The organism is Tessaracoccus sp. MC1756 (genome assembly GCF_014164735.1).
Taxonomy (GTDB): domain Bacteria; phylum Actinomycetota; class Actinomycetes; order Propionibacteriales; family Propionibacteriaceae; genus Arachnia.
In genome coordinates, this window is the sequence record NZ_JACJFZ010000001.1 from 408,986 (window position 1) to 427,857 (window position 18,872).

Consider the following 18,872-nt stretch of genomic DNA (forward strand, 5'->3'; position numbering starts at 1 on the left):
GTGACGCAGGCTGTACCCATCCGGGTTGTCGTCCTCGACGACCACGAGTTCATTCTGCGTTCGCTGGGCGACCTGCCCCAGCTCGCAGGGGGCGACCTCGAGATGGTGGGCTCCTACACGGAGCCGTCGGCCATGCTCGCCGATCTGGACAGCATCAGCCCGGACGTCGCCGTCGTGGACCTCTTCCTCGACGGCCGGATCTCCGGACACGAAACGATCGAGGCGCTCACCGCCCGCAACGTGTGGAGCATCGCCTTCACCGCGGAGCACCGCAGGGTGCCGGTCATGCTGGCCATGCAGGCGGGTGCCCGGGGGCTGGTGCTGAAGTCGGACCCCGCCCAGGTGCTGGTGCAGGCGATCCGCGATGTCGCCGACGGAGGGTGGTCGCAGAGCAGCGTCATGGCCGCCACGCTCCTCCAGGAGGCCGAGAGCGTCCCCAGCCTCTCGCCGCAGGAACTGCAGTGCCTCCGGCTGGCGGGGGAGGGTGTGCCGGTGAAGGCCATCGGCCGGCAGTTCGACCCGCCGATCTCCCTCAGTTCGGTGAAGACCTACCTGGCGCGGGCCTACGAGAAATACGCCGCCGTCGGTCGTGAGGTGGTCAACACCACGCAGGCGGCGCTGGAGACGGCCGGCGACGGTTGGTTCGATGTGTGAGGCGCTACGCGTCCAGGTCCTGCTCGATCATCGTCGCGATCTGCTCGACCGCAGCGACGTTGTCTGAGGTGACCGTCACCTGGTGGCCCTTCTCGGCGCCCAACGTCATGATCAGCAATGAGGATGCGGCATCGACCGATTCGCCCCCCGTGGAGAGGGTGATGTCGTCGTCGAACTCCCCGGCGGCGGCGGCGATGAGGGCTGCGGGGCGGGCATGCAGGCCCACCGTCGACCCCACGGTCACAGTCTTGCTCGGCACGAGCGGCTCCTTTCACGGCCCAGGCGCGACTTTGCGCGGACTCCGGCCCCAGCATAGCCATGTCGCCGAAGGGGAAGTACATTGACAACGTCGACCCTGGAGGTGGGAGGACCATGACCGACGTCGTGCGCGGCACTGGAGTCGTTGCCGGAGTGGTGAAGGCGCCCGTGGTGTGGAAGCGGCCGAACCTGACGCCTCCCGCGCCGCTCTACGCGCTTGCCGCGGACCACCGCGAGGCGGCCGCCGAGGAACTCATGCAGGCTGTGCAGAGCGTCTCTGCCGGATACGAGGAGCGGGCTCGTCGGGCCGATGGAGCCGCGGTGAAGGTGCTCACGGCCACCGCTCAGTTGGCCAGCGACCGCGGCTGGGTGCGGCCCGCGCTGAAGGCCATCGCCGCCGGGGTGCCGGCCTCCACCGCGGCCATCAACGCCATCGAATCCATCGCCGCGACGTTCCGGCGCCTGGGCGGGGTGATGGCGGAGCGGGTCTCAGACCTGGGCGACATCCGCGACCGGGTGGTGTCGAGGCTGTCCGGCCAGCCGGAGCCCGGTGTGCCGATGCCGGAGCGGCCCTCCATCCTGCTCGCCGACGACCTGTCACCGGCCGACACCGCAGATCTCGACCTCGATCTCATCATCGCCATCGCCACCCGTCTCGGCGGGCCCACGAGCCACACCGCCATCATCGCCAGGCAGCGGGGCCTGCCCTGTGTCGTGGGCGTGACGGACCTGGAGTCCATCGCCGACGGTGACGTGGTGCTGCTCGACGGTGCCGCCGGCACCCTCTCCAGGAGGCTCTCGGAGCTCGACGCCGACGCGCTCGTCGCGGCCGACCTGCGTCGGCGCGCCGTCATCGACGGATGGACGGGCCCGGCGGCCACTGCCGACGGCACCGCAGTCCAGTTGCTGGCCAACGTCGCTGACGGCGCCGCCGCCCGCGCCGCGGCGACCGGCCCGGTGAGCGGAGTCGGCCTCTACCGGACGGAACTGGGGTTCCTCAACTCCGTCACCGAACCACCGGTCGAGCAGCAGGCAGACACGTACGCCCAGGTGCTCGACGCGTTCCCGGGACGCAAGGTCGTCGTGCGCACCCTCGACGCCGGCACGGACAAACCCGTGCCCTTCGCCTCGTTGCCCCACGAGCCGAACCCCGCCCTCGGCATCCGCGGGCACCGGCTCGCGATGTCGCAACCGGGCCTGGTCCGGCGGCAGCTGGACGCCATCGCACTCGCCGCCCGGGGTCGCGAGCCGAGGCCCTGGGTGATGGCACCGATGATCGCCACCGTCGACGAGGCGCGCGGATTCGCCCGCGAATGCCGGCAGCGGGACCTCGTCGCCGGGATCATGGTCGAAGTGCCCGCCGTCGCGCTGCTGGCTGAGGAGATCCTGCGGGAAGTGGATTTCGTGTCGATCGGCACCAACGACCTCGCCCAGTACGTGATGGCGGCGGACCGCCTCGCACCGGAGTTGGCCCATCTGACCAACCCCTGGCAGCCGGGTGTCCTGCGGTTGGTGAAGATGACCGCCGATGCCGGCCAGCGGGTGGGGAAGCCGGTGGGGGTGTGTGGTGAGGCGGCGGCGGATCCCGCCCTGGCCTGTGTGCTGGTGGGGATGGGCATCACCAGCCTGTCGATGGCGGCGGCAGCCGTGCCAGGAGTGGGTGTGCAGTTGGCGAAGGTCTCCGTCGAGAAGTGCCGCCGCGCAGCCCAAGCGGCGCTCACAGCACCGACCGCCACTGACGCGAGGTCAGCGGCGGTCGGGGAGCTTCAACTGGTCTGACGGGTTGGCGTCACTCGGCGGTGAACCAGGCGGACGCGTCCGTCGGCAGCACGCCGTCGTCGAGGGGAGTGCTGGAGAGCAGCACGCGATAACCCTCGGGCAGCGGCACCGCCTCGCCCAGTACGTTGGTCATGACCCTGACGCGCCCGTTGTCGAAGGCGACGACGTGCTCGCCCGCGTGCACCCAGTCGAGCGAACCGGAACCGAGGCCCAGCTCCTTCCGCAGTGCCAGGGCGGAGTGGTAGAGCTCCCAGGTCGACCCCTCCACCCCCACCTGCTGGTCGACGGCGAGGCTGCGGTACTCCGGCGGCTGGGGCAGCCAGCGCGCGCCGTTGGGCGAGAAGCCCAGCGCCGCCCTGTCCGCTTCCCAGGCCATGGGGATGCGGCAGCCGTCGCGGCCCACCCGGGTGAACTCCGAGCGGAACCACGTGGGGTCCTGACGCAGTTCGTCGGGGAGCGTGGTGTGCTCGGGCAGGCCGAGCTCCTCGCCCTGGTAGAGGTAGGCGGAGCCCGGCAGGCCCAACATCAGCAGCGCGGCCGCCCGGGCTCGCCGGAGGCCCACCTCGTTGTCGGGCTGTTCGTCCTCAGAGCCAAGGCCCTCATGACTGGAGCCGGGGTCCGCCAGGCCGAACCGGCTGACGCTGCGCACCACGTCGTGGTTGTTCAGCACCCAGGTGGTGGGTGCACCCACCTCCGCGTCGGCCGCGCGGGTCCGCGCGATCTTGGTGCGGTACTCCTCGGCATCCCAGCGGCTGTCAAGGAACTGGAAGTTGAAGGCCGTATGCATCTCGTCGGGGCGCAGGTACAGCGCGAGCCTGTCCGGGTCTGAGACCCAGGCCTCGGCGACCAGGCTGCGGTCGCCGTCGTACTCGTCGAGGATCCGGCGCCAGCGCCGGTAGATGTCGTGCACGCCGTCCTGGTCCCACATGGGGCCGCTGAGGCCGTCGAGCATGGCCTGATCCTCGTCCCAGTCCGGCAGGCCGTGCGCCTTGACGAGGGCATGGGCGACGTCGACGCGGAAACCGTCGACGCCCTTGTCCAGCCAGAACCGCAGGATCTCGTCGAAGCCCTTGCGGACCTCCTCGTTGCTCCAGTTGAGGTCCGGCTGCTTCACGTCGAAGAGGTGGAGGTACCACTGGGTGCGTTCGCCATTGCCTGCCGCGTCGTCCACCCGGGTCCAGGCGGGGCCGCCGAAGACGGACTTCCAGTTGTTCGGGGGAAGTTCGCCGTTCTCGCCGAGCCCGTCGACGAAGTGGTAGCGGCCGCGTTCCAGCGAGCCGGGCTCGCTGGCCAGCGCCTGGCGGAACCACTTGTGTTCGTCCGAGGTGTGGTTCGGGACGAGGTCGACGAGCACCCGGATGTCGAGCTCGTGTGAACGCTCGATCAGCCGTTCGGCGTCCGTGATGTCGCCGAAGAGCGGATCGACGCTGAAGTAGTCGGCCACGTCGTAGCCGGCATCCGACATGGGTGAGGTGTAGAACGGCGACAACCACACGGCGTCGACGCCCAGTTGCCGCAGGTACGGCAACCGGTCGATGATGCCGGGTAGGTCTCCGTAACCGTCGCCGGTGGAGTCTGCGAACGAGCGGGGATAGATCTGGTAAATGACGGCGTCGCGCCACCACTCAGTTGCCATGGTGAGGTCCTGTTGATTGTCGGATGATGAGATCGGGATGGAAGAACATCTCGGTTGAATCTGTGGGGAGACCCCGGATCGCGCTCATCAATGCGCCGACGGCGGCCTGGCAGAGAGCGGCCACCGGCTGGCGCACCGTGGTGAGCCCGGGAGAGGTGAAAGCCATCACTGGCGAGTCATCGTAGCCGACCACCGAAACGTGGCCGGGGACGTCAAGGCCCCGGGCGTGCGCCTCGCGGATGGCGCCCAGCGCCATGAGGTCCGAGCCGCAGATGATGGCGGTGTGGCCGGCCTCCAGGAGGCGCGCGGCGGCGGACTGCCCGCCCTCGACGCTGAAGATGGTGGACACGATGCTGCCGCGCGACAGACCGTGGGCGAGGAACGCGTCGATCTTGCGCTGGGCCGGAAGGTACCGCTGTTGACCGACGGCCAGCCCGATCTTCTCGTGCCCGAACTGGCGCAGGTGGGCCAGGGACATGGCCACGGCCTCCGCGTCGGAGGTGGAGAAGAACGATCCGTCGATGTTCGGGTCATGGGCGTTGATGAAGACCGCGGGCACTCCCGCGGAGATGAGCCGCTGGTAATGGTCGTGCCCGACGAGCTTGTCGGCGAGCGTTCCGGACACCGAGATGATGCCGGAGATCTCCACGCCCAGCAGGGCGTCGAGGTAGGCGACCTCCGTGGTGGCTCCGGGGCCGGCGGTGCAGAGGATCATGTGGCGGCCGGCCGCCGATAGTTGCAGGGAGAGTTCGGCGGCGAAGGCAGCGAACCCGGGGTTGCCGAGCTCGGGGACCATCACCGCGATGAACCCGTCGTCCGCACCGGCGCGCTGGTCGTCGACGAAGTAGCCGAGCGCCTCGATGGACGAGAGCACCGTCCGGCGGGTGGTCTCTGCCACCCCTGGTTTCCCGTTCAGGACCCGGGACACCGTGGCGGTCGACACTCCGGCGGCCCGCGCGAGGTCCGCGAGTTTTGCGCCCTGGGGGATCACGTTGCCTCCTCTCCATTGAAAAGACGTGCTCGTTGCAACTGATCAGTTGCAGCCTATCCTGCAACACTTTGCAACCCGTTGCAAGCCCTTTGCAGAAACTCGTCCGGTGCGCGGAATTACCGCCACGAGCGCCGAAAACGGCGTCCGGCGTCTGGGGCGTCGGTAACGTAGCCGTCCTCGCGCCGTTCGTTATCGACTTGTTACGCAAGGGGGTTGCAAGCTTTGCAAAAACCGTTACTATCGTATTAGCGGGTCAGCACCGAGGCGACCCGACCCAAACCAAGGAGAACCCACATGCGCAAGAGCCTCCTCGCCGTTGCCGCGGCCGGGCTTTCGCTGACGCTCGTCGCCTGTGGCGGCGGCAACGGCGCCACGACGACCACTGAGCCCACTGCCGAAGAGACCGCCGGCAGCGCCAGCCCCTCGACCGAGGCTTCGGCCTCGGCGGACGCGAGCACCGAATCCACTCCCGCCGAAGCGACCGGCACGCTGACCGTCTGGGTCGACGAGACCCGCATCGAAGGCTTCAAGGCCCTCGGCGAGACGTTCCAGACCTCGACCGGCGTCACCCTGGACGTCGTCCAGAAGCCGTCGCAGGACATCAAGACCGACTTCATCGCCCAGGCCCCCACGGGCCAGGGTCCCGACCTCATCGTCGGCGCACACGACTGGACCGGCGACCTCGTCAAGAACGGCGTCATCTCTCCCGTCGAACTCGGTGACAAGGCCGACGCCTTCTCCGACGTCTCGCTCCGCGCGTTCACCAACGCCGGCCAGACCTACGGCGTCCCCTACGCGGTCGAGAACATCGCGCTCGTGCGCAACAACGCCATGGTGCAGGACACCCCCGCCACGTTCGACGAGCTGATCGCCCAGGGCAAGACCGCCGAAGGCGCCGAGTTCCCCGTCGTGATCCAGCAGGGCCCGGACGGCGACGCGTACCACCTGTACCCGATCCAGACCTCGTTCGGCGCACCGGTCTTCAAGACCGACGAGAACGGTGACTACACCGCTGAGCTCGGCATGGAAGGCCCCGAGGGCCTCGCCTTCGCCGAGTACCTGAAGAAGCTGGCGGACGAGGGCGTCGTCTCCGTCTCCATGGGCGGCGACCAGGCCAAGCAGGCCTTCCTCGACAGCAAGACCCCGTACATGATCACCGGCCCCTGGTGGACCACGGAGTTCGCAGCCGCTGACATGGACATCTCCGTCCTCCCCGTCCCCTCGGCCGGCGGCCAGCCCGCCGCTCCGTTCGTGGGCGTGCAGGGCGTGTTCCTCTCCTCGCAGTCTGAGAACGCCATCCTCGCCGGTCAGTTCATCGACTACATGGCCACCAAGGAAGCCCAGGACGTGCTCTTCGAGAAGGGCGGTCGTCTGCCGGCACTGACCGAGTCCGCCGACGCCGTCTCCGACGAACTGCTCGCCGGCTTCGGTGAGGCGGGCAAGGACGGCCAGCCCATGCCGGCCATCCCGGAGATGGGCGCCGTGTGGCAGTTCTGGGGCGGTGCTGAGGTCAGCATCATCAACGGCCAGGCCGCTCCGGCCGAAGCCTGGAACGCCATGAACGCCAACATCAAGGAAGCTTTCGGCGCCGTCGAAGGCTGATAACACCTGATCGGGGGGGGGGCCGCACCGTACGCCGGTGCGGCCCCTTTCCACGTCCGGGGCAACCCGTTCCCCTAGAGTCAATATCAATCCCGCAACGAAGCGAAGGTGGATCAACTGTGAGCAGCTCGACAGACCCGTCGCCGCGGCTCTCCCACGCGCGCGACATCTCGCGCCCGGGCTTCTATGTGAAGCTCGTCCTGATGATGCTGGTCAACGCCCTTGGCCTGTACGGCATCCTGGCCAGTTACGGCCAGCAGGAATGGGGAGTCCTCATTTTCCTGGCACTGGCACTCATCGTCGTCGACTACGTGTACTTCACGAAGCGGGCAGTCCCCGCGAAGTACCTCGTGCCGGGCCTGTTGTTCCTGATCGTCTTCCAGATCTATGTGATGGCCAACACGGCCTACGTGGCCTTCACCAACTACGGCGATGGCCACAACGACGCCAAGGCCCCCGCGATCACGCAGATCATGAAGACGGCCGACCGCCGCGTCGAGGGCACCCAGACCTATCCCGTCACCGTGCTGGAGCGTGAAGGCGAGGTGGCGTTCGCCGTCGTGCAGGACGGAGTGGCCAAGGTGGGCGACACCGATACCCCGCTCGAGGAGATTCCCGATGCAGTGGTCGACGGTGACAGGGTCGCCGAGGTGCCGGGCGCCGAAGTGCTCACGCTCGCCGAGATCCAGCAGCGCCAACGCGACGTGCTCGACCTGCGCGTGTCGATGACGGACAACCCCGACGACGGGTGGTTGCGCACCGACAACGCCGCCATGGCCTATGTCGCGAAGTCGCTGCTGACCTATGACGGGGCCGCCGACACGTTCACGGATCCCGACGGCAAGGTCTACACGGCTGACGAGAGCCAGGGCCTGTTCGTCGCCGAGGACGGCCAGACGCTGACGCCCGGCTGGCGCGTCACCGTCGGCTTCGACAACTTCACGACGATGTTCACCGACGGCCGCCTGGCCGGCCCGTTCTTCGCGGCGCTGGGGTGGACGTTCGCGTTCGCCATCCTGTCGGTGCTCACCACCTTCGCCTTCGGCCTGATGCTGGCGGTGGTCTTCAACGATCCCCGGATCAAGGGCCGCACCCTCTACCGGGCCCTGTTCATCCTTCCCTACGCCTTCCCCGGCTTCCTCGCGGCGCTGGTCTGGCGCGGCATGTTGAACCGCGACTTCGGCTTCATCAACGAGGTGCTGCTGGGAGGGGCGGCCATCCCGTGGTTGACGGACGGCACCATGGCGAAGCTGGCCATCCTGGGCGTGAATCTCTGGTTGGGCTTCCCGTACATGTTCCTGGTGGCCACCGGAGCTCTGCAGTCCATTCCCGGCGAGCTCACCGAGGCCGCGGTGGTGGACGGCGCAGGTCCGCTGCGCCGGTTCTGGTCGATCACCCTGCCCCTGCTGCTGGTGTCGGTCGCGCCGCTGCTGATCGCGAGCTTCGCGTTCAACTTCAACAACTTCTCGCTGATCTTCATGTTGACCGGCGGTGGGCCCAACTATGCGGGCGCACCGTGGCCGATCGGTGAGACCGACATCCTCATCTCGATGGTCTACGCCATCGCGTTCGAGGGCGGCAACCGGATGTTCGGCCTGGCCAGCGCGATGTCGATCCTCATCTTCGTGGTGGTCGGCTTCATCTCGTGGCTGGGCTTCCGCCAGACCCGCAAGCTTGAGGAGATCATGTGATGGCCAGGAAGCTAGCCAACGGTGACAACGACACCCGCCTGCGCGGCGGCCGCTGGTGGGGCCAAGTGGGGTGGAAGCACATCCTCGCCCTGGTGGTGATCGCCTACTGCCTGTTCCCGATCCTCTACGTGCTGTCGGCCTCGCTCAACCCGGGCGGCACCCTGACGGGCTCCAACCGGCTGTTCCGAGCGTTCAGCGGCGTCCACTACGAGCGCCTGTTCACCACGGACTTCACGAAGTGGATGATCAACTCGTTCTTCGTCAGTTCAGTGACCGCCATCGGCACCGTGCTCATGGGCGCGGCCGCGGCCTACGCCTTCAGTCGCTTCCGGTTCACAGGTCGCCGTGGCGGGCTGACGGCGCTGCTGATCATCCAGATGTTCCCGCAGATGCTGGCCTTCATCGCCATCTTCCTGCTGGCGCTGACCCTCGGCGAGATCTTCCCGATCCTGGGCATCGGCTCGCACCTGCAGCTCATCGCCATCTATCTGGGCGGCGCCCTGGGCGCCAACACCTTCCTGATGTACGGCTTCTTCAACACCATCCCGATGGACATCGACGAGGCCGCCAAGATCGACGGAGCCACGCATGCCCAGGTGTTCTGGGGCATCATCATGCGGCTGGTGACGCCCATCCTCGCGGTGGTGGGCCTCCTCAGCTTCGTCGGCTCCTACGGTGAGTTCATCCTGGCCAAGGTCATCCTGGCCCGCCCGGAGAACTACACGCTGGCGGTGGGCCTGTACGTCTGGGGTTCCGATGAGCGCAACGCCCCGTGGGGGCTGTTCGCGGCGGGCGCGGTCATCGCCGCCATCCCGATCATCCTGCTGTTCATGTACCTCCAGAAGTACATCGTCTCCGGCCTGACGGCAGGTGGCGTGAAGGGCTGACGCGTCAGGTCCGGGCCCGCGCAGCGCGACGGTGCAGGTGCCGCTGAGGCCGAGGCGGGACCTGGTGACTGAACGGCGCCGCCATGGTCGCGGGTGGCGCGACGATGGCGTTGGGCAGGGCGAAGCAGGCTCAGGTCAGTTCGACGCTGAGCGCTGCCCGGCAGACCCGTGGCCCTACCTCGAGGTGGCCCACGGTGAACCGGGAGCCCTCGGTGATGCCGTCCAGCAGGCCCTGGTGCACGGAGCAGACCAGCGGCAGTTGGTCGACATCGATGACCTCGCGGAACGGGCAGCGGGTGAACGTCAGCGAGTCCTCCGTGGTCAGCACGCCGAAGCCACGCTGGCTGAGGTGGGCTTTGAGGCCCTCGACGTCCAGCGCCTCGGGGTCGCGGGACCGTGCGCCCCAGCTCTTGCCGGCGTGTCTGGCCCTTTCCGGGCCGTCGCTCTCCGGGGCGACGAACTCGCCCAGCAGGGCGTTGGCCAGTTCCAGGAGGTGTGTGTTGCCGATCGTGGGGGACTCGCTGGTGGCGGAGTAGAGCAGCGGCGGGCGGCCGGTGCGGCCGCTGGGCTCCGTGGAGCGCTCCGCAAAACCGGAGTCGACGAGGGCGTCGAGGTGGAACCTGGCCGAGTTCTTGTGCAGGTCCAGTTGCTGGGCGACTGCGCCCACGGTCAATGGCCCGCTGGCCGACTGCAGGAGTGACAGAACGCGGGTACGAGTGGGACCTAGACCGTGCATCGATCCATTTAAACACAGCGGTGCGGAGGATTAACACGAGGGGTGTGGTGAAATTCAGGGGTACCATGCGGACATGCTGGTTGACGGATATGGACGTACGGCGCGTGATCTGCGCGTCTCGCTGACGGACCGCTGTAACCTGCGCTGTACCTACTGCATGCCCGCGGAAGGGCTGGACTGGCAGCCCGTCGACGAAACCCTCACCGACGACGAGATGGCGCGCGTGATCAGGGTCGCCGTCGAGCAGCTGGGCGTCACCAGGATCCGCTTCACCGGTGGAGAGCCGCTGCTGCGCGCCGGGCTGGAGCGCATCATCGCCTCGGCAGCGGCCATCACCCCCCGCCCCGAGTTGGCGCTCACCACCAACGGCCTCGGCCTCGACAAGAGGGTCAAGGGCCTGGTGGCCGCCGGCCTCAACCGGGTCAACATCTCCCTGGACTCGCTGGCCCGCGAGCGCTACGCCCAGCTCGCCCGCAGGGACCGGCTGCCGGATGTGCTGCGGGGCATCGAGGCCGCACAGGCCGCCGGCCTGCGTCCGGTCAAGATCAACTCCGTGATCATGCGCGGCATCAACGAGCCCGACATCGTGCCGCTGGCCCAGTTCTGCCTGGAGCGCGGCTACGAGCTGCGCTTCATCGAGCAGATGCCGCTGGGGCCCAAGGGGGAGTGGGACCGCGACGCCATGGTCACCGCCGCCGAGATCCTGGGCGCGTTGGAAGAACGCTTCGAACTCGGCCCCGCCGAGGAACCGCGCGGTGCGGCCCCAGCCCAACTGTGGCGGGTCGCGGCCGACGCCGCGCAGCCGGGCGGGCTCGTTGGTGTGATCGCCTCGGTGACGCACCCCTTCTGCGGCGACTGTGACCGCACCCGCATCACCTCGGACGGCCAGGTGCGCACCTGCCTGTTCTCCCGCACGGAGACGGACCTGCGCGCCATTCTGCGCGGTGGCGGCTCCGACGACGACCTGGTCGCCGCCTGGACCGGCGCCCACCGCGCCAAGCCGAAGGCCCACGGGATCGACGAGGTGGATTTCGTCCAGCCAGACCGCACGATGAGCGCCATCGGCGGCTGACAGTAGGGAGATGAATCAGTGGAGGTCCGGTTCTTCGCCGGCGCTGCCGAAGCGGCAGGCGCCGACAACCGAATCATCGACGCCCGCGGGCTGACTGCGGACCAGGTGGTCGACCAACTCGCCGAGGGCAACGAGCGCCTCGCCAAGGTGCTGAACGTGAGCGCACTGCTCGCAGACGGCACCCGCATCACCGACCGCGGCATCGATCTTTCTGAAGTCCGGTCGCTGGACGTGCTGCCGCCCTTCGCCGGGGGATGATCCCGTGATCGCCGCCATCGTGCTGGGCGGGGGCCGATCGGCCCGCATGGGCACGGACAAACTGGCCCTCGAACTCGACGGCGCCACCTTGCTTGCGCGCACCTGCGCGGCTGCGGCCCGCGTCGCCGGGCGCGTGGCGGTGGCAGGTCAGGAGCAGCCGGGCCTCGCCGTCGAGTTCGTGCTGGAGGACCCACCCTTCGGCGGTCCGGTCGCGGGCATCGTGGCGGGGCTGCTGGCTGTGGACACACCACGTGGGGACGCAGCGGTGGACACCGTGATCGTCCTCGCCGGCGACCTGGCGAACCCAGACGCGGTCGTCGACCTCCTGACCGCCTCCGCGCTCGGAGATGACGGTGTGGTGCTGGTCGACGCACAGGGGTGGCCCCAGTACCTCGCGGGCCGCTACCGCCTCGGAGCACTGCGCCGCGCCGTCGACGAGGTGGAGGAAGTGCGCGACCTGTCCGTGCGCCGTTTCCTGGGCGGCCTGGACGTCGCGCGGGTGCCCGCGTCGTCGTCGGTCACCGCCGATCTCGACACCCCGGAGGAGTTCGCTCAGGCAGGTCGATTGCTCTACGACACGCCGTAAGACATAATTTCGAAAATGTCATACAAACGGGCTTCGATGAAGGCAGACTGTGGCGCATGAGTACAGATTCCGCGCGCCTTGACGGCCCCGCCTCTGACGCCCTCCTCAAACTCGGGCGGTACTTCACTCAATGGGAGACCACAGACGATGATCGGGCCGTGTTCCGCGAGGGCGGACGCGAAGGCGACGTGTTCTACCGTGACAGGTGGAGCCACGACAAGGTGGTGCGCTCGACGCACGGCGTGAACTGCACCGGATCCTGCTCGTGGAAGGTCTACGTCAAGGACGGCATCATCACGTGGGAGGCCCAGCAGACCGACTATCCCACCACGGGCCCTGACCGTCCGGAGTACGAACCGCGCGGGTGCCCCCGCGGCGCCGCGTTCTCCTGGTACACCTACTCCCCGACGCGGGTCCGCTACCCGTACGGCCGCGGCGTCCTCATAGAGATGTACCGCGAGGCCAAGAAGCGGCTCGGCGACCCGGTCGAGGCGTTCCGCGAGATCTCGACGGACCCCGCCAAACGCCGCCGCTACCAGCAGGCCCGCGGCAAGGGTGGCCTCGTGCGGATCAGCTGGGACGAGGCGCTCGAGATCGCCGCCGCAAGCTACGTCAACACCATCAAGAACTACGGCCCCGACCGGGTCGTGTCGTTCTCGCCCATCCCGGCGATGAGCCAGGTCAGCCACGCCATCGGCACGCGCTTCACGCACCTCATCGGTGGCGCCATGACGAGCTTCTACGACTGGTACGCCGACCTCCCCGTCGCGTCGCCGCAGGTCTTCGGCGACCAGACTGACGTGCCGGAATCCGGCGACTGGTGGGACGCCACCTACCTCATGATGTGGGGCTCCAACGTGCCGGTCACCCGCACGCCGGATGCGCACTGGATGGCCGAGGTCCGATACCGCGGCACCAAGGTGGTCACCGTCGCCCCGGACTACGCGGACAACGTGAAGTTCGCCGACGAATGGCTCCCCGCCCAGGCGGGCACCGACGCCGCCCTGGCGATGGCGATGGGCCACGTGATGCTCAAGGAGAACTTCGTCGACCGCCAGGTGCCCTACTTCCAGGACTATGTGAAGCAGTACACCGACCTCGGCATGCTGATCACGCTGGTGGAGCACCCGAACGGCCATGGCCTGACCGCCGGCAAGTTCCTCACCGCGGCAGACCTGCCCGAGCACGCCGACAAGCCGGACGCGGCCTTCAAGACCGTGATGTGGGACCAGACCGCCGGTGGGCCCGCCGTGCCGAACGGTTCGATGGGCTTCCGCTACAACGAGGACGGCGCCGGCCAGTGGAACCTGGAACTGGGCAGCATCGATCCGGCCCTGTCGCTCCTCCACCTGGCCGGCGCCCAGGGCGTCGAGGTGGCGCTGCCGGTTTTCGAGGACCCCAAAGGCGTCGGCTCCATCATCCGCCGGGGCGTGCCCGCGCGGAAGGTCGGTGACCACCTGGTCACCACCGTCTTCGACCTGATGCTCGCCCAGTACGGTGTCGGCCGCGACGGCCTGCCCGGTACGTGGGCGAAGGGCTACGACGACGTGGACTCGCCCTACACCCCGGCGTGGCAGGCGGAGATCACCAGCGTGCCCGCCGAGGCCTGCATCCGCACTGCCCGCGAGTTCGCCCAGAACTCGGAGGAGTCCGAGGGGCGCACGATGATCATCATCGGCGCAGGCATCTGCCACTGGTTCCACGCCGACACCACCTACCGCTCGATCATGGCGCTGCTCATGCTCACCGGCTGCATCGGCAAGAACGGCGGCGGCTGGGCCCACTACGTGGGCCAAGAGAAGTGCCGCCCCATGACGGGCTGGTTCAACATGGCCAACGCCATGGACTGGTCGCGCCCGCCGCGCACCATGATCGGCACCGCGTACTGGTACATGCACACCGACCAGTGGCGCACCGACGGCTTCTCTGCCGACCGGATCAAGTCGCCGCTGTCCACCGGCAGCCTCGACGGCGTGCACACCGCTGATGCGGTGGCGCTGTCCCACCGGCTGGGATGGATGCCGTTCTACCCGCAGTTCGACGCGAACCCGCTGGACCTCGCGGACCAGGCGCAGGCCGCCGTCGACCGGGGCGAGGCCCCCAGCGTGCAGGACTACGTGGCCGCGAAGCTGAAGTCCGGCGAGATCAGGAGCTCGGTGGAGGACATCGACGCGCCCCAGAACTGGCCGCGCACCATGATCCTCTGGCGCTCGAACCTCTTCGGGTCCTCGGCCAAGGGCAACGAGTACTTCCTCAAACACCTGCTCGGGACGCACCACAACGTGATGGAGAACCAGCACGGGGCAGACCTCAGGCCAGAGGTGGTGAAGTGGCACGACGAGGCCCCGGAGGGCAAGCTCGACCTGCTCATCACCGCCGACTTCCGCATGACCAGTTCCACCCTGTTGAGCGACATCGTGTTCCCGGCGGCCACCTGGTACGAGAAGTACGACCTGTCGAGCACCGACATGCACCCCTACGTGCACGCGTTCACCCCGGCGATCGATCCCCCGTGGGAGACGAAGTCGGACTTCGACGTGTTCACCGAACTCGCCATCAAGTTCTCCGAGATGGCCAAGGGGCGCCTCGACACCCGCAAGGACCTCGTCGCGGTGGCGATGCAGCACGACACCCCCGGCCAACTGGCCCAGCCCGGCGGCACCGTGCCGGACTGGCGCGGCACGGACCTTCCCGCGGTGCCCGGCAGGAACCTGCCGATCCTGCAGGTCGTGGAGCGCGACTACACGGCGATCGCCGACAAGTTGCTCACCGTCGGCCCCCTGGCCGAGGAGCTGGGCTTCACCGTCAAGAACATCAAGTACGACGTCTCGCACCAAGTGGGCGAGCTCGGCAAGCTGCACGGTGTCTACCCCTCGGGCCCGGCCGCCGGCCGCCCGGCGATCAACACCGACAAGCGCCTGGCAGAAGCCATCCTGATGTTCTCGGGCACCACCAACGGCGAACTGGCCACGCAGGGCTTCAACACCTTGGAGAAGAAGACCGGCCGCCGCCTGGCGGACCTGTCCGAGGGCTCCGAGGAGCGTCGGATCACCTTCGCCCAGACGCAGCAGTCCCCCCAGCCGGTCATCACCTCCCCGGAGTGGTCCGGCTCTGAGACCGGTGGCCGCCGCTACGCCGCGTTCACGATCAACGTGGAGCGGCTCAAGCCGTGGCACACGCTGTCGGGCCGGATGCACTTCTTCCTCGACCACGACTGGATGACGGACGCCGGCGAGAACCTGCCCACGTTCCGGCCCCCCCTCGACATGACGGCCGCCTACGGTGAGCCCGAACTCGGCCCCACGGGGGAGAAGCAGATCACCCTGCGCTACCTCACAGTGCACAACAAGTGGTCCATCCACTCCGAATACCAGGACAACCTGCTCATGCTGAGCCTCGGCAGAGGCGGGCCGCAGGCCTGGTTGAGCGTGGCCGACGCGGCGTCGATCGGCGTCCGGGACAACGACTGGATCGAGCTCACCAACGCCAACGGCGTGTTCGTGGCCCGCGCCGTCGTCACCCCGAAACTGCCCGACGGCGTGGCCTATGTGCAGCACGCGCAGGAACGCACCATCGACGTGCCGAAGTCGGAGGCCACCGGCCGCCGCGGCGGCATCCACAACTCGGTGACCCGCATCCTGCTCAAGGCGACGCACCTCATCGGCGGATACGCGCACCAGGCGTACGCCTTCAACTACATCGGCCCCACCGGCGTCCAGCGCGACATCGTGTCGACGGTGCGCCGCCGCTCGCAGGAGGTTCAGTACTGATGGCAAAGCAGCGACGTGTCATGGCCCAGGTGGCCATGGTGATGAACCTGGACAAGTGCATCGGGTGCCACACGTGTTCCGTGACGTGCAAGCAGGCGTGGACCAACCGCGCCGGCACCGAGTACGTCTGGTTCAACAACGTGGAGACCCGCCCGGGCCTCGGCTACCCCAGGCAGTACGAGGACCAGGAGAAGTGGCAGGGCGGCTGGGTCCGCACCAAGTCGGGCCGGCTGAAGCTGCGCTCGGGCGGCAGGTTCAAGAAGCTCCTGAGCATCTTCGCCTCGCCCGTGCAGCCTGAACTGGGCGACTACTACGAGCCGTGGACCTACGACTACGAGAACCTCATCCAGGCCCCGCTCGGCGACGACTTCCCGGTCGCGCGCCCCAAGTCGCTGATCACCGGCGACAACATGGCGATCACGGCCTCGGCCAACTGGGACGACTCGCTGGGCGGCATCAGCGAGACGATCGACCAGGACCCCATCGTGCGCAAACTGCGCGAAGAGGCGAACCAGGAGATCAAGGCGGAGTACGAGAAGACCTTCATGTTCTTCGTGCCCCGCATCTGCGAGCACTGCCTCAACCCGTCCTGCATGGCCGCCTGCCCGTCGGGCGCCATCTACAAGCGTGCGGAAGACGGCATCGTGCTGGTGGACCAGGACAAGTGCCGTGGCTGGCGCCAGTGCATCACCGGGTGCCCGTACAAGAAGATCTACTTCAACCACCGCTCCGGCAAGGCCGAGAAGTGCACCATGTGCTACCCCCGCCTCGAGGTGGGCCTGCCGACGGTGTGCTCCGAGACCTGCGTCGGTCGACTGCGCTACATCGGCATCATCCTTTACGACCCCGACATGGTCACCAAAGCCGCGCTCGCCGATGACAAGGACCTGTACGAAGCCCAGCTCGACCTGATGCTGGATCCCAAGGACCCGGAGGTCATCCGTGACGCCAAGGCCAACGGCATCCCGTCGGACTGGCTGGAGGCCGCGCAGCGTTCCCCGGTCTACGCGCTGATCAAGCACTTCAAGGTCGCGCTGCCGCTGCACCCGGAGTACCGCACCATGCCGATGGTCTGGTACGTGCCGCCGCTGTCGCCGGTGGTGGACCTGCTGAAGGCGCAAGGCCACGACTCCGAGGCGGGCGGCAACCTGTTCGGCGCCATCGACACGCTGCGCATCCCCGTCGAGTACCTCGCGGAGCTGTTCACCGCGGGCGACGCCGACGTGGTCACCCTGGTACTGCAGAAGCTGGCGGCCATGCGCTCGTACATGCGTGACGTGACGCTCGCCCGCGAGCGGCAGCCGGAATTGGCGCACGCCGTCGGCATGGAGCCCAAGGCGCTGGAGCAGATGTACCGGTTGCTGGCCATCGCCAAGTACGACGAGCGCTACGTCATCCCCAAGGCGCACCGGGAGGACGCCCACAACCTGGAGGAGATGGGCTGCTCGCTCGACTTCGACGGCGGACCGGGCGCGGGTGGCGAGGGGCCGTTCGGCTCGTCGTCCGGGCGCCCCATACCTGTGGCCATCGAGAGCTTCGCCTCGGCGAAGGCCCGCCAGACGGACCCGGGGGCGGTGTGATGAGCGCCGTCATCTTCCAGGCCGCCGGCCTGCTGCTGACGTACCCCGATGAGGAGCTCCTGGGCCGCCTCGACCTCGTGGAGGAGGCGGTGGGGCAGACCCGCGCCGCCGCAGACTTCGCGCCGACGATCGCCCACCTGCGCTCCATGCCGCTGATGGAATTGCAGTCCTGGCACGTCCAGGAGTTCGACCTGTCCCGCCGCCACGCGCTCCACCTGACGTACTGGACCGACGGCGACACCCGCCGTCGCGGGGAGGTGCTGGCCGCGATCAAGCAGACGTACCGCGACTCCGGCCTGCTCGTCGACCTCGACGGCGAACTGCCGGATTTCCTACCGATGGTGCTCGAATTCGCCGCGGTCGGGAATCCCGAGCTGGGCGTCGCACTGCTCAACAAGTTCCGGGCTTCGCTCGAACTGCTGCGCATCGGCCTGGCTGAGGACAAGCTGCCCCAGGCAGGGCTGCTGGCCGCCATCTGCGCCGAGTTGGGCGGCGCCTCGCCGCAGTCGCGCGCCGAGGTGCGCGACCTCATGGCCGGACCGCCTGCTGAAACCGTCGGCCTGGAGCAGACCCTCCTGCCATATCCCACGATGCAAGGAGCCGCACGATGAAATTCCTGCTCTGGGGCGTGCTGCCCTACGTCGTTCTCTTCGTCCTGGTGGGCGGCCTGATCTGGCGTTACAAGTTCGACCAGTTCGGCTGGACCACCCGATCGTCGCAGATGTACGAGTCCAAGCTCCTCAAGGTCGCCTCCCCGCTGTTCCACTTCGCGCTGATCGCCGTGCTCATGGGCCACCTCGTGGGCCTGTTGATCCCCAAGGTGTTCACGGACTGGGTCGGCCTCGACCAGCACTCGTACCACCTGGGTGCCTACTACGGCGGCGGTCTCGCCGGCCTGGCGCTCGTCGTCGGCCTGGCCCTGCTGATCTGGCGTCGTCGGCGCACCGGCTCGGTGTTCGCGGCCACCACCTGGAACGACAAGATCATGTATCTGGTCCTCGCCACGGTCATCGGCCTGGGCATGGTCGCCACCCTCACCGGCGACCGGTTCGCCGACGGCACCGAACACAACTACCGCGAGACCGTCTCCATCTGGTTCCGATCGCTGTTCGTCCTGCAGCCGAACGTCGACGCGATGGCGGCCTCCACCTGGCAGTTCCAGACGCACGTGGTCATCGGACTGCTGCTGTTCGCCATCACGCCGTTCACCCGGTTGGTGCACGCCTTCTCCGCACCGTTCCACTACCTGTTCCGTCCCTACATCGTGTACCGCACCCGCGACACTTCGCCGCGCCACTCCGCCACCCGCACGGGTCGCGGATGGGAGCCGGTCGGTACCCGTGACAACGAGAAGACGCGCCGCTAGGACCCC

16 protein-coding genes are annotated in these 18,872 nt (G+C 68.0%); 12 read left to right on the forward strand and 4 right to left on the reverse strand.

What is annotated here, in order from left to right; translation table 11 throughout:
- Positions 1-654, forward strand: a complete 654-nt coding sequence (locus H5393_RS01900) for a response regulator transcription factor (protein ID WP_182765303.1) — start codon at positions 1-3, stop codon at positions 652-654.
- 4 nt (positions 655-658) lie between these two features.
- Here H5393_RS01900 and H5393_RS01905 read toward each other — a convergent pair whose 3' ends face one another.
- Positions 659-913 (reverse strand): HPr family phosphocarrier protein, encoded by a 255-nt coding sequence (locus tag H5393_RS01905; RefSeq protein WP_182763901.1) that lies wholly within the window; start codon positions 911-913, stop codon positions 659-661.
- A gap of 113 nt (positions 914-1,026) precedes the next feature.
- On the opposite strand from H5393_RS01905, the gene H5393_RS01910 reads away from it, so the two are divergent.
- Positions 1,027-2,691 carry a phosphoenolpyruvate--protein phosphotransferase gene (locus H5393_RS01910; protein ID WP_182765304.1) on the forward strand — a complete coding sequence of 555 codons (1,665 nt, stop codon included), beginning with the start codon at positions 1,027-1,029 and terminating at the stop codon, positions 2,689-2,691.
- A 10-nt stretch (positions 2,692-2,701) separates the two neighbouring features.
- Here the strand turns inward: H5393_RS01910 and H5393_RS01915 are convergent, their stop codons facing one another.
- Positions 2,702-4,327: a glycoside hydrolase family 13 protein gene (locus tag H5393_RS01915; RefSeq protein WP_182765305.1), complete on the reverse strand. Its 1,626-nt coding sequence runs from the start codon at positions 4,325-4,327 to the stop codon at positions 2,702-2,704.
- Complete coding sequence (locus H5393_RS01920; protein WP_245243967.1) at positions 4,317-5,318, reverse strand: LacI family DNA-binding transcriptional regulator; 1,002 nt, start codon at positions 5,316-5,318, stop codon at positions 4,317-4,319. The genes H5393_RS01915 and H5393_RS01920 overlap by 11 nt, the downstream gene beginning before the upstream one ends.
- Before the next feature lie 294 nt (positions 5,319-5,612).
- Here H5393_RS01920 and H5393_RS01925 point away from each other — a divergent pair, with 294 nt between their 5' ends.
- The 3 genes from H5393_RS01925 (at position 5,613) to H5393_RS01935 (ending at position 9,498) form a co-directional block, all read left to right on the forward strand.
- Positions 5,613-6,920, forward strand: coding sequence for a maltose ABC transporter substrate-binding protein (locus tag H5393_RS01925; RefSeq protein ID WP_182763898.1), 1,308 nt, complete (start codon positions 5,613-5,615; stop codon positions 6,918-6,920).
- 119 nt (positions 6,921-7,039) lie between these two features.
- Positions 7,040-8,611 carry an ABC transporter permease subunit gene (locus H5393_RS01930; RefSeq protein WP_370585897.1) on the forward strand — a complete coding sequence of 524 codons (1,572 nt, stop codon included), beginning with the start codon at positions 7,040-7,042 and terminating at the stop codon, positions 8,609-8,611.
- A complete protein-coding gene (locus tag H5393_RS01935; protein WP_182765306.1) occupies positions 8,611-9,498 on the forward strand; it encodes a sugar ABC transporter permease in 888 nt (295 codons plus the stop codon). The genes H5393_RS01930 and H5393_RS01935 overlap by 1 nt, the downstream gene beginning before the upstream one ends.
- Before the next feature lie 130 nt (positions 9,499-9,628).
- Here H5393_RS01935 and H5393_RS01940 read toward each other — a convergent pair whose 3' ends face one another.
- Complete coding sequence (locus tag H5393_RS01940; RefSeq protein ID WP_182765307.1) at positions 9,629-10,234, reverse strand: metalloregulator ArsR/SmtB family transcription factor; 606 nt, start codon at positions 10,232-10,234, stop codon at positions 9,629-9,631.
- 73 nt (positions 10,235-10,307) lie between these two features.
- Between H5393_RS01940 and moaA the strand changes: the two genes are divergently transcribed.
- Genes moaA through narI form a run of 7 tightly spaced genes read left to right on the forward strand, consistent with a single transcriptional unit; the run spans position 10,308 to position 18,866 of the window.
- On the forward strand, positions 10,308-11,306 hold the full coding sequence (gene moaA, locus H5393_RS01945; RefSeq protein ID WP_182765308.1) for a GTP 3',8-cyclase MoaA: 999 nt from the start codon (positions 10,308-10,310) through the stop codon (positions 11,304-11,306).
- Positions 11,307-11,324: 18 nt separating this feature from the next.
- Positions 11,325-11,564, forward strand: coding sequence for a MoaD/ThiS family protein (locus tag H5393_RS01950; RefSeq protein ID WP_182765309.1), 240 nt, complete (start codon positions 11,325-11,327; stop codon positions 11,562-11,564).
- Positions 11,565-11,568: 4 nt separating this feature from the next.
- Positions 11,569-12,150 carry an NTP transferase domain-containing protein gene (locus H5393_RS01955; protein ID WP_220488144.1) on the forward strand — a complete coding sequence of 194 codons (582 nt, stop codon included), beginning with the start codon at positions 11,569-11,571 and terminating at the stop codon, positions 12,148-12,150.
- Positions 12,151-12,206: 56 nt separating this feature from the next.
- Positions 12,207-15,920 (forward strand): nitrate reductase subunit alpha, encoded by a 3,714-nt coding sequence (locus H5393_RS01960; protein ID WP_182765310.1) that lies wholly within the window; start codon positions 12,207-12,209, stop codon positions 15,918-15,920.
- Positions 15,920-17,500, forward strand: coding sequence for a nitrate reductase subunit beta (gene narH, locus H5393_RS01965; RefSeq protein ID WP_182765311.1), 1,581 nt, complete (start codon positions 15,920-15,922; stop codon positions 17,498-17,500). The genes H5393_RS01960 and narH overlap by 1 nt, the downstream gene beginning before the upstream one ends.
- Complete coding sequence (gene narJ / locus H5393_RS01970) at positions 17,500-18,111, forward strand: nitrate reductase molybdenum cofactor assembly chaperone (protein ID WP_182765312.1); 612 nt, start codon at positions 17,500-17,502, stop codon at positions 18,109-18,111. The genes narH and narJ overlap by 1 nt, the downstream gene beginning before the upstream one ends.
- Positions 18,108-18,866: a respiratory nitrate reductase subunit gamma gene (gene narI, locus H5393_RS01975; protein ID WP_182765313.1), complete on the forward strand. Its 759-nt coding sequence runs from the start codon at positions 18,108-18,110 to the stop codon at positions 18,864-18,866. The genes narJ and narI overlap by 4 nt, the downstream gene beginning before the upstream one ends.
- The last annotated feature ends 6 nt before the right edge of the window (positions 18,867-18,872 follow it).

Excerpts from the sequence above, each read along its gene's own strand:
- moaA (WP_182765308.1), top strand. The coding sequence starts at position 10,308 with ATGCTGGTTGACGGATATGGACGTACGGCGCGTGATCTGCGCGTCTCG.
- narH (WP_182765311.1), top strand. The coding sequence starts at position 15,920 with ATGGCAAAGCAGCGACGTGTCATGGCCCAGGTGGCCATGGTGATGAAC.
- H5393_RS01925 (WP_182763898.1), top strand. The coding sequence starts at position 5,613 with ATGCGCAAGAGCCTCCTCGCCGTTGCCGCGGCCGGGCTTTCGCTGACG.
- H5393_RS01940 (WP_182765307.1), bottom strand. The coding sequence starts at position 10,234 with ATGCACGGTCTAGGTCCCACTCGTACCCGCGTTCTGTCACTCCTGCAG.
- H5393_RS01915 (WP_182765305.1), bottom strand. The coding sequence starts at position 4,327 with ATGGCAACTGAGTGGTGGCGCGACGCCGTCATTTACCAGATCTATCCC.
- narJ (WP_182765312.1), top strand. The coding sequence starts at position 17,500 with ATGAGCGCCGTCATCTTCCAGGCCGCCGGCCTGCTGCTGACGTACCCC.
- H5393_RS01960 (WP_182765310.1), top strand. The coding sequence starts at position 12,207 with ATGAGTACAGATTCCGCGCGCCTTGACGGCCCCGCCTCTGACGCCCTC.
- H5393_RS01935 (WP_182765306.1), top strand. The coding sequence starts at position 8,611 with ATGGCCAGGAAGCTAGCCAACGGTGACAACGACACCCGCCTGCGCGGC.
- narI (WP_182765313.1), top strand. The coding sequence starts at position 18,108 with ATGAAATTCCTGCTCTGGGGCGTGCTGCCCTACGTCGTTCTCTTCGTC.
- H5393_RS01910 (WP_182765304.1), top strand. The coding sequence starts at position 1,027 with ATGACCGACGTCGTGCGCGGCACTGGAGTCGTTGCCGGAGTGGTGAAG.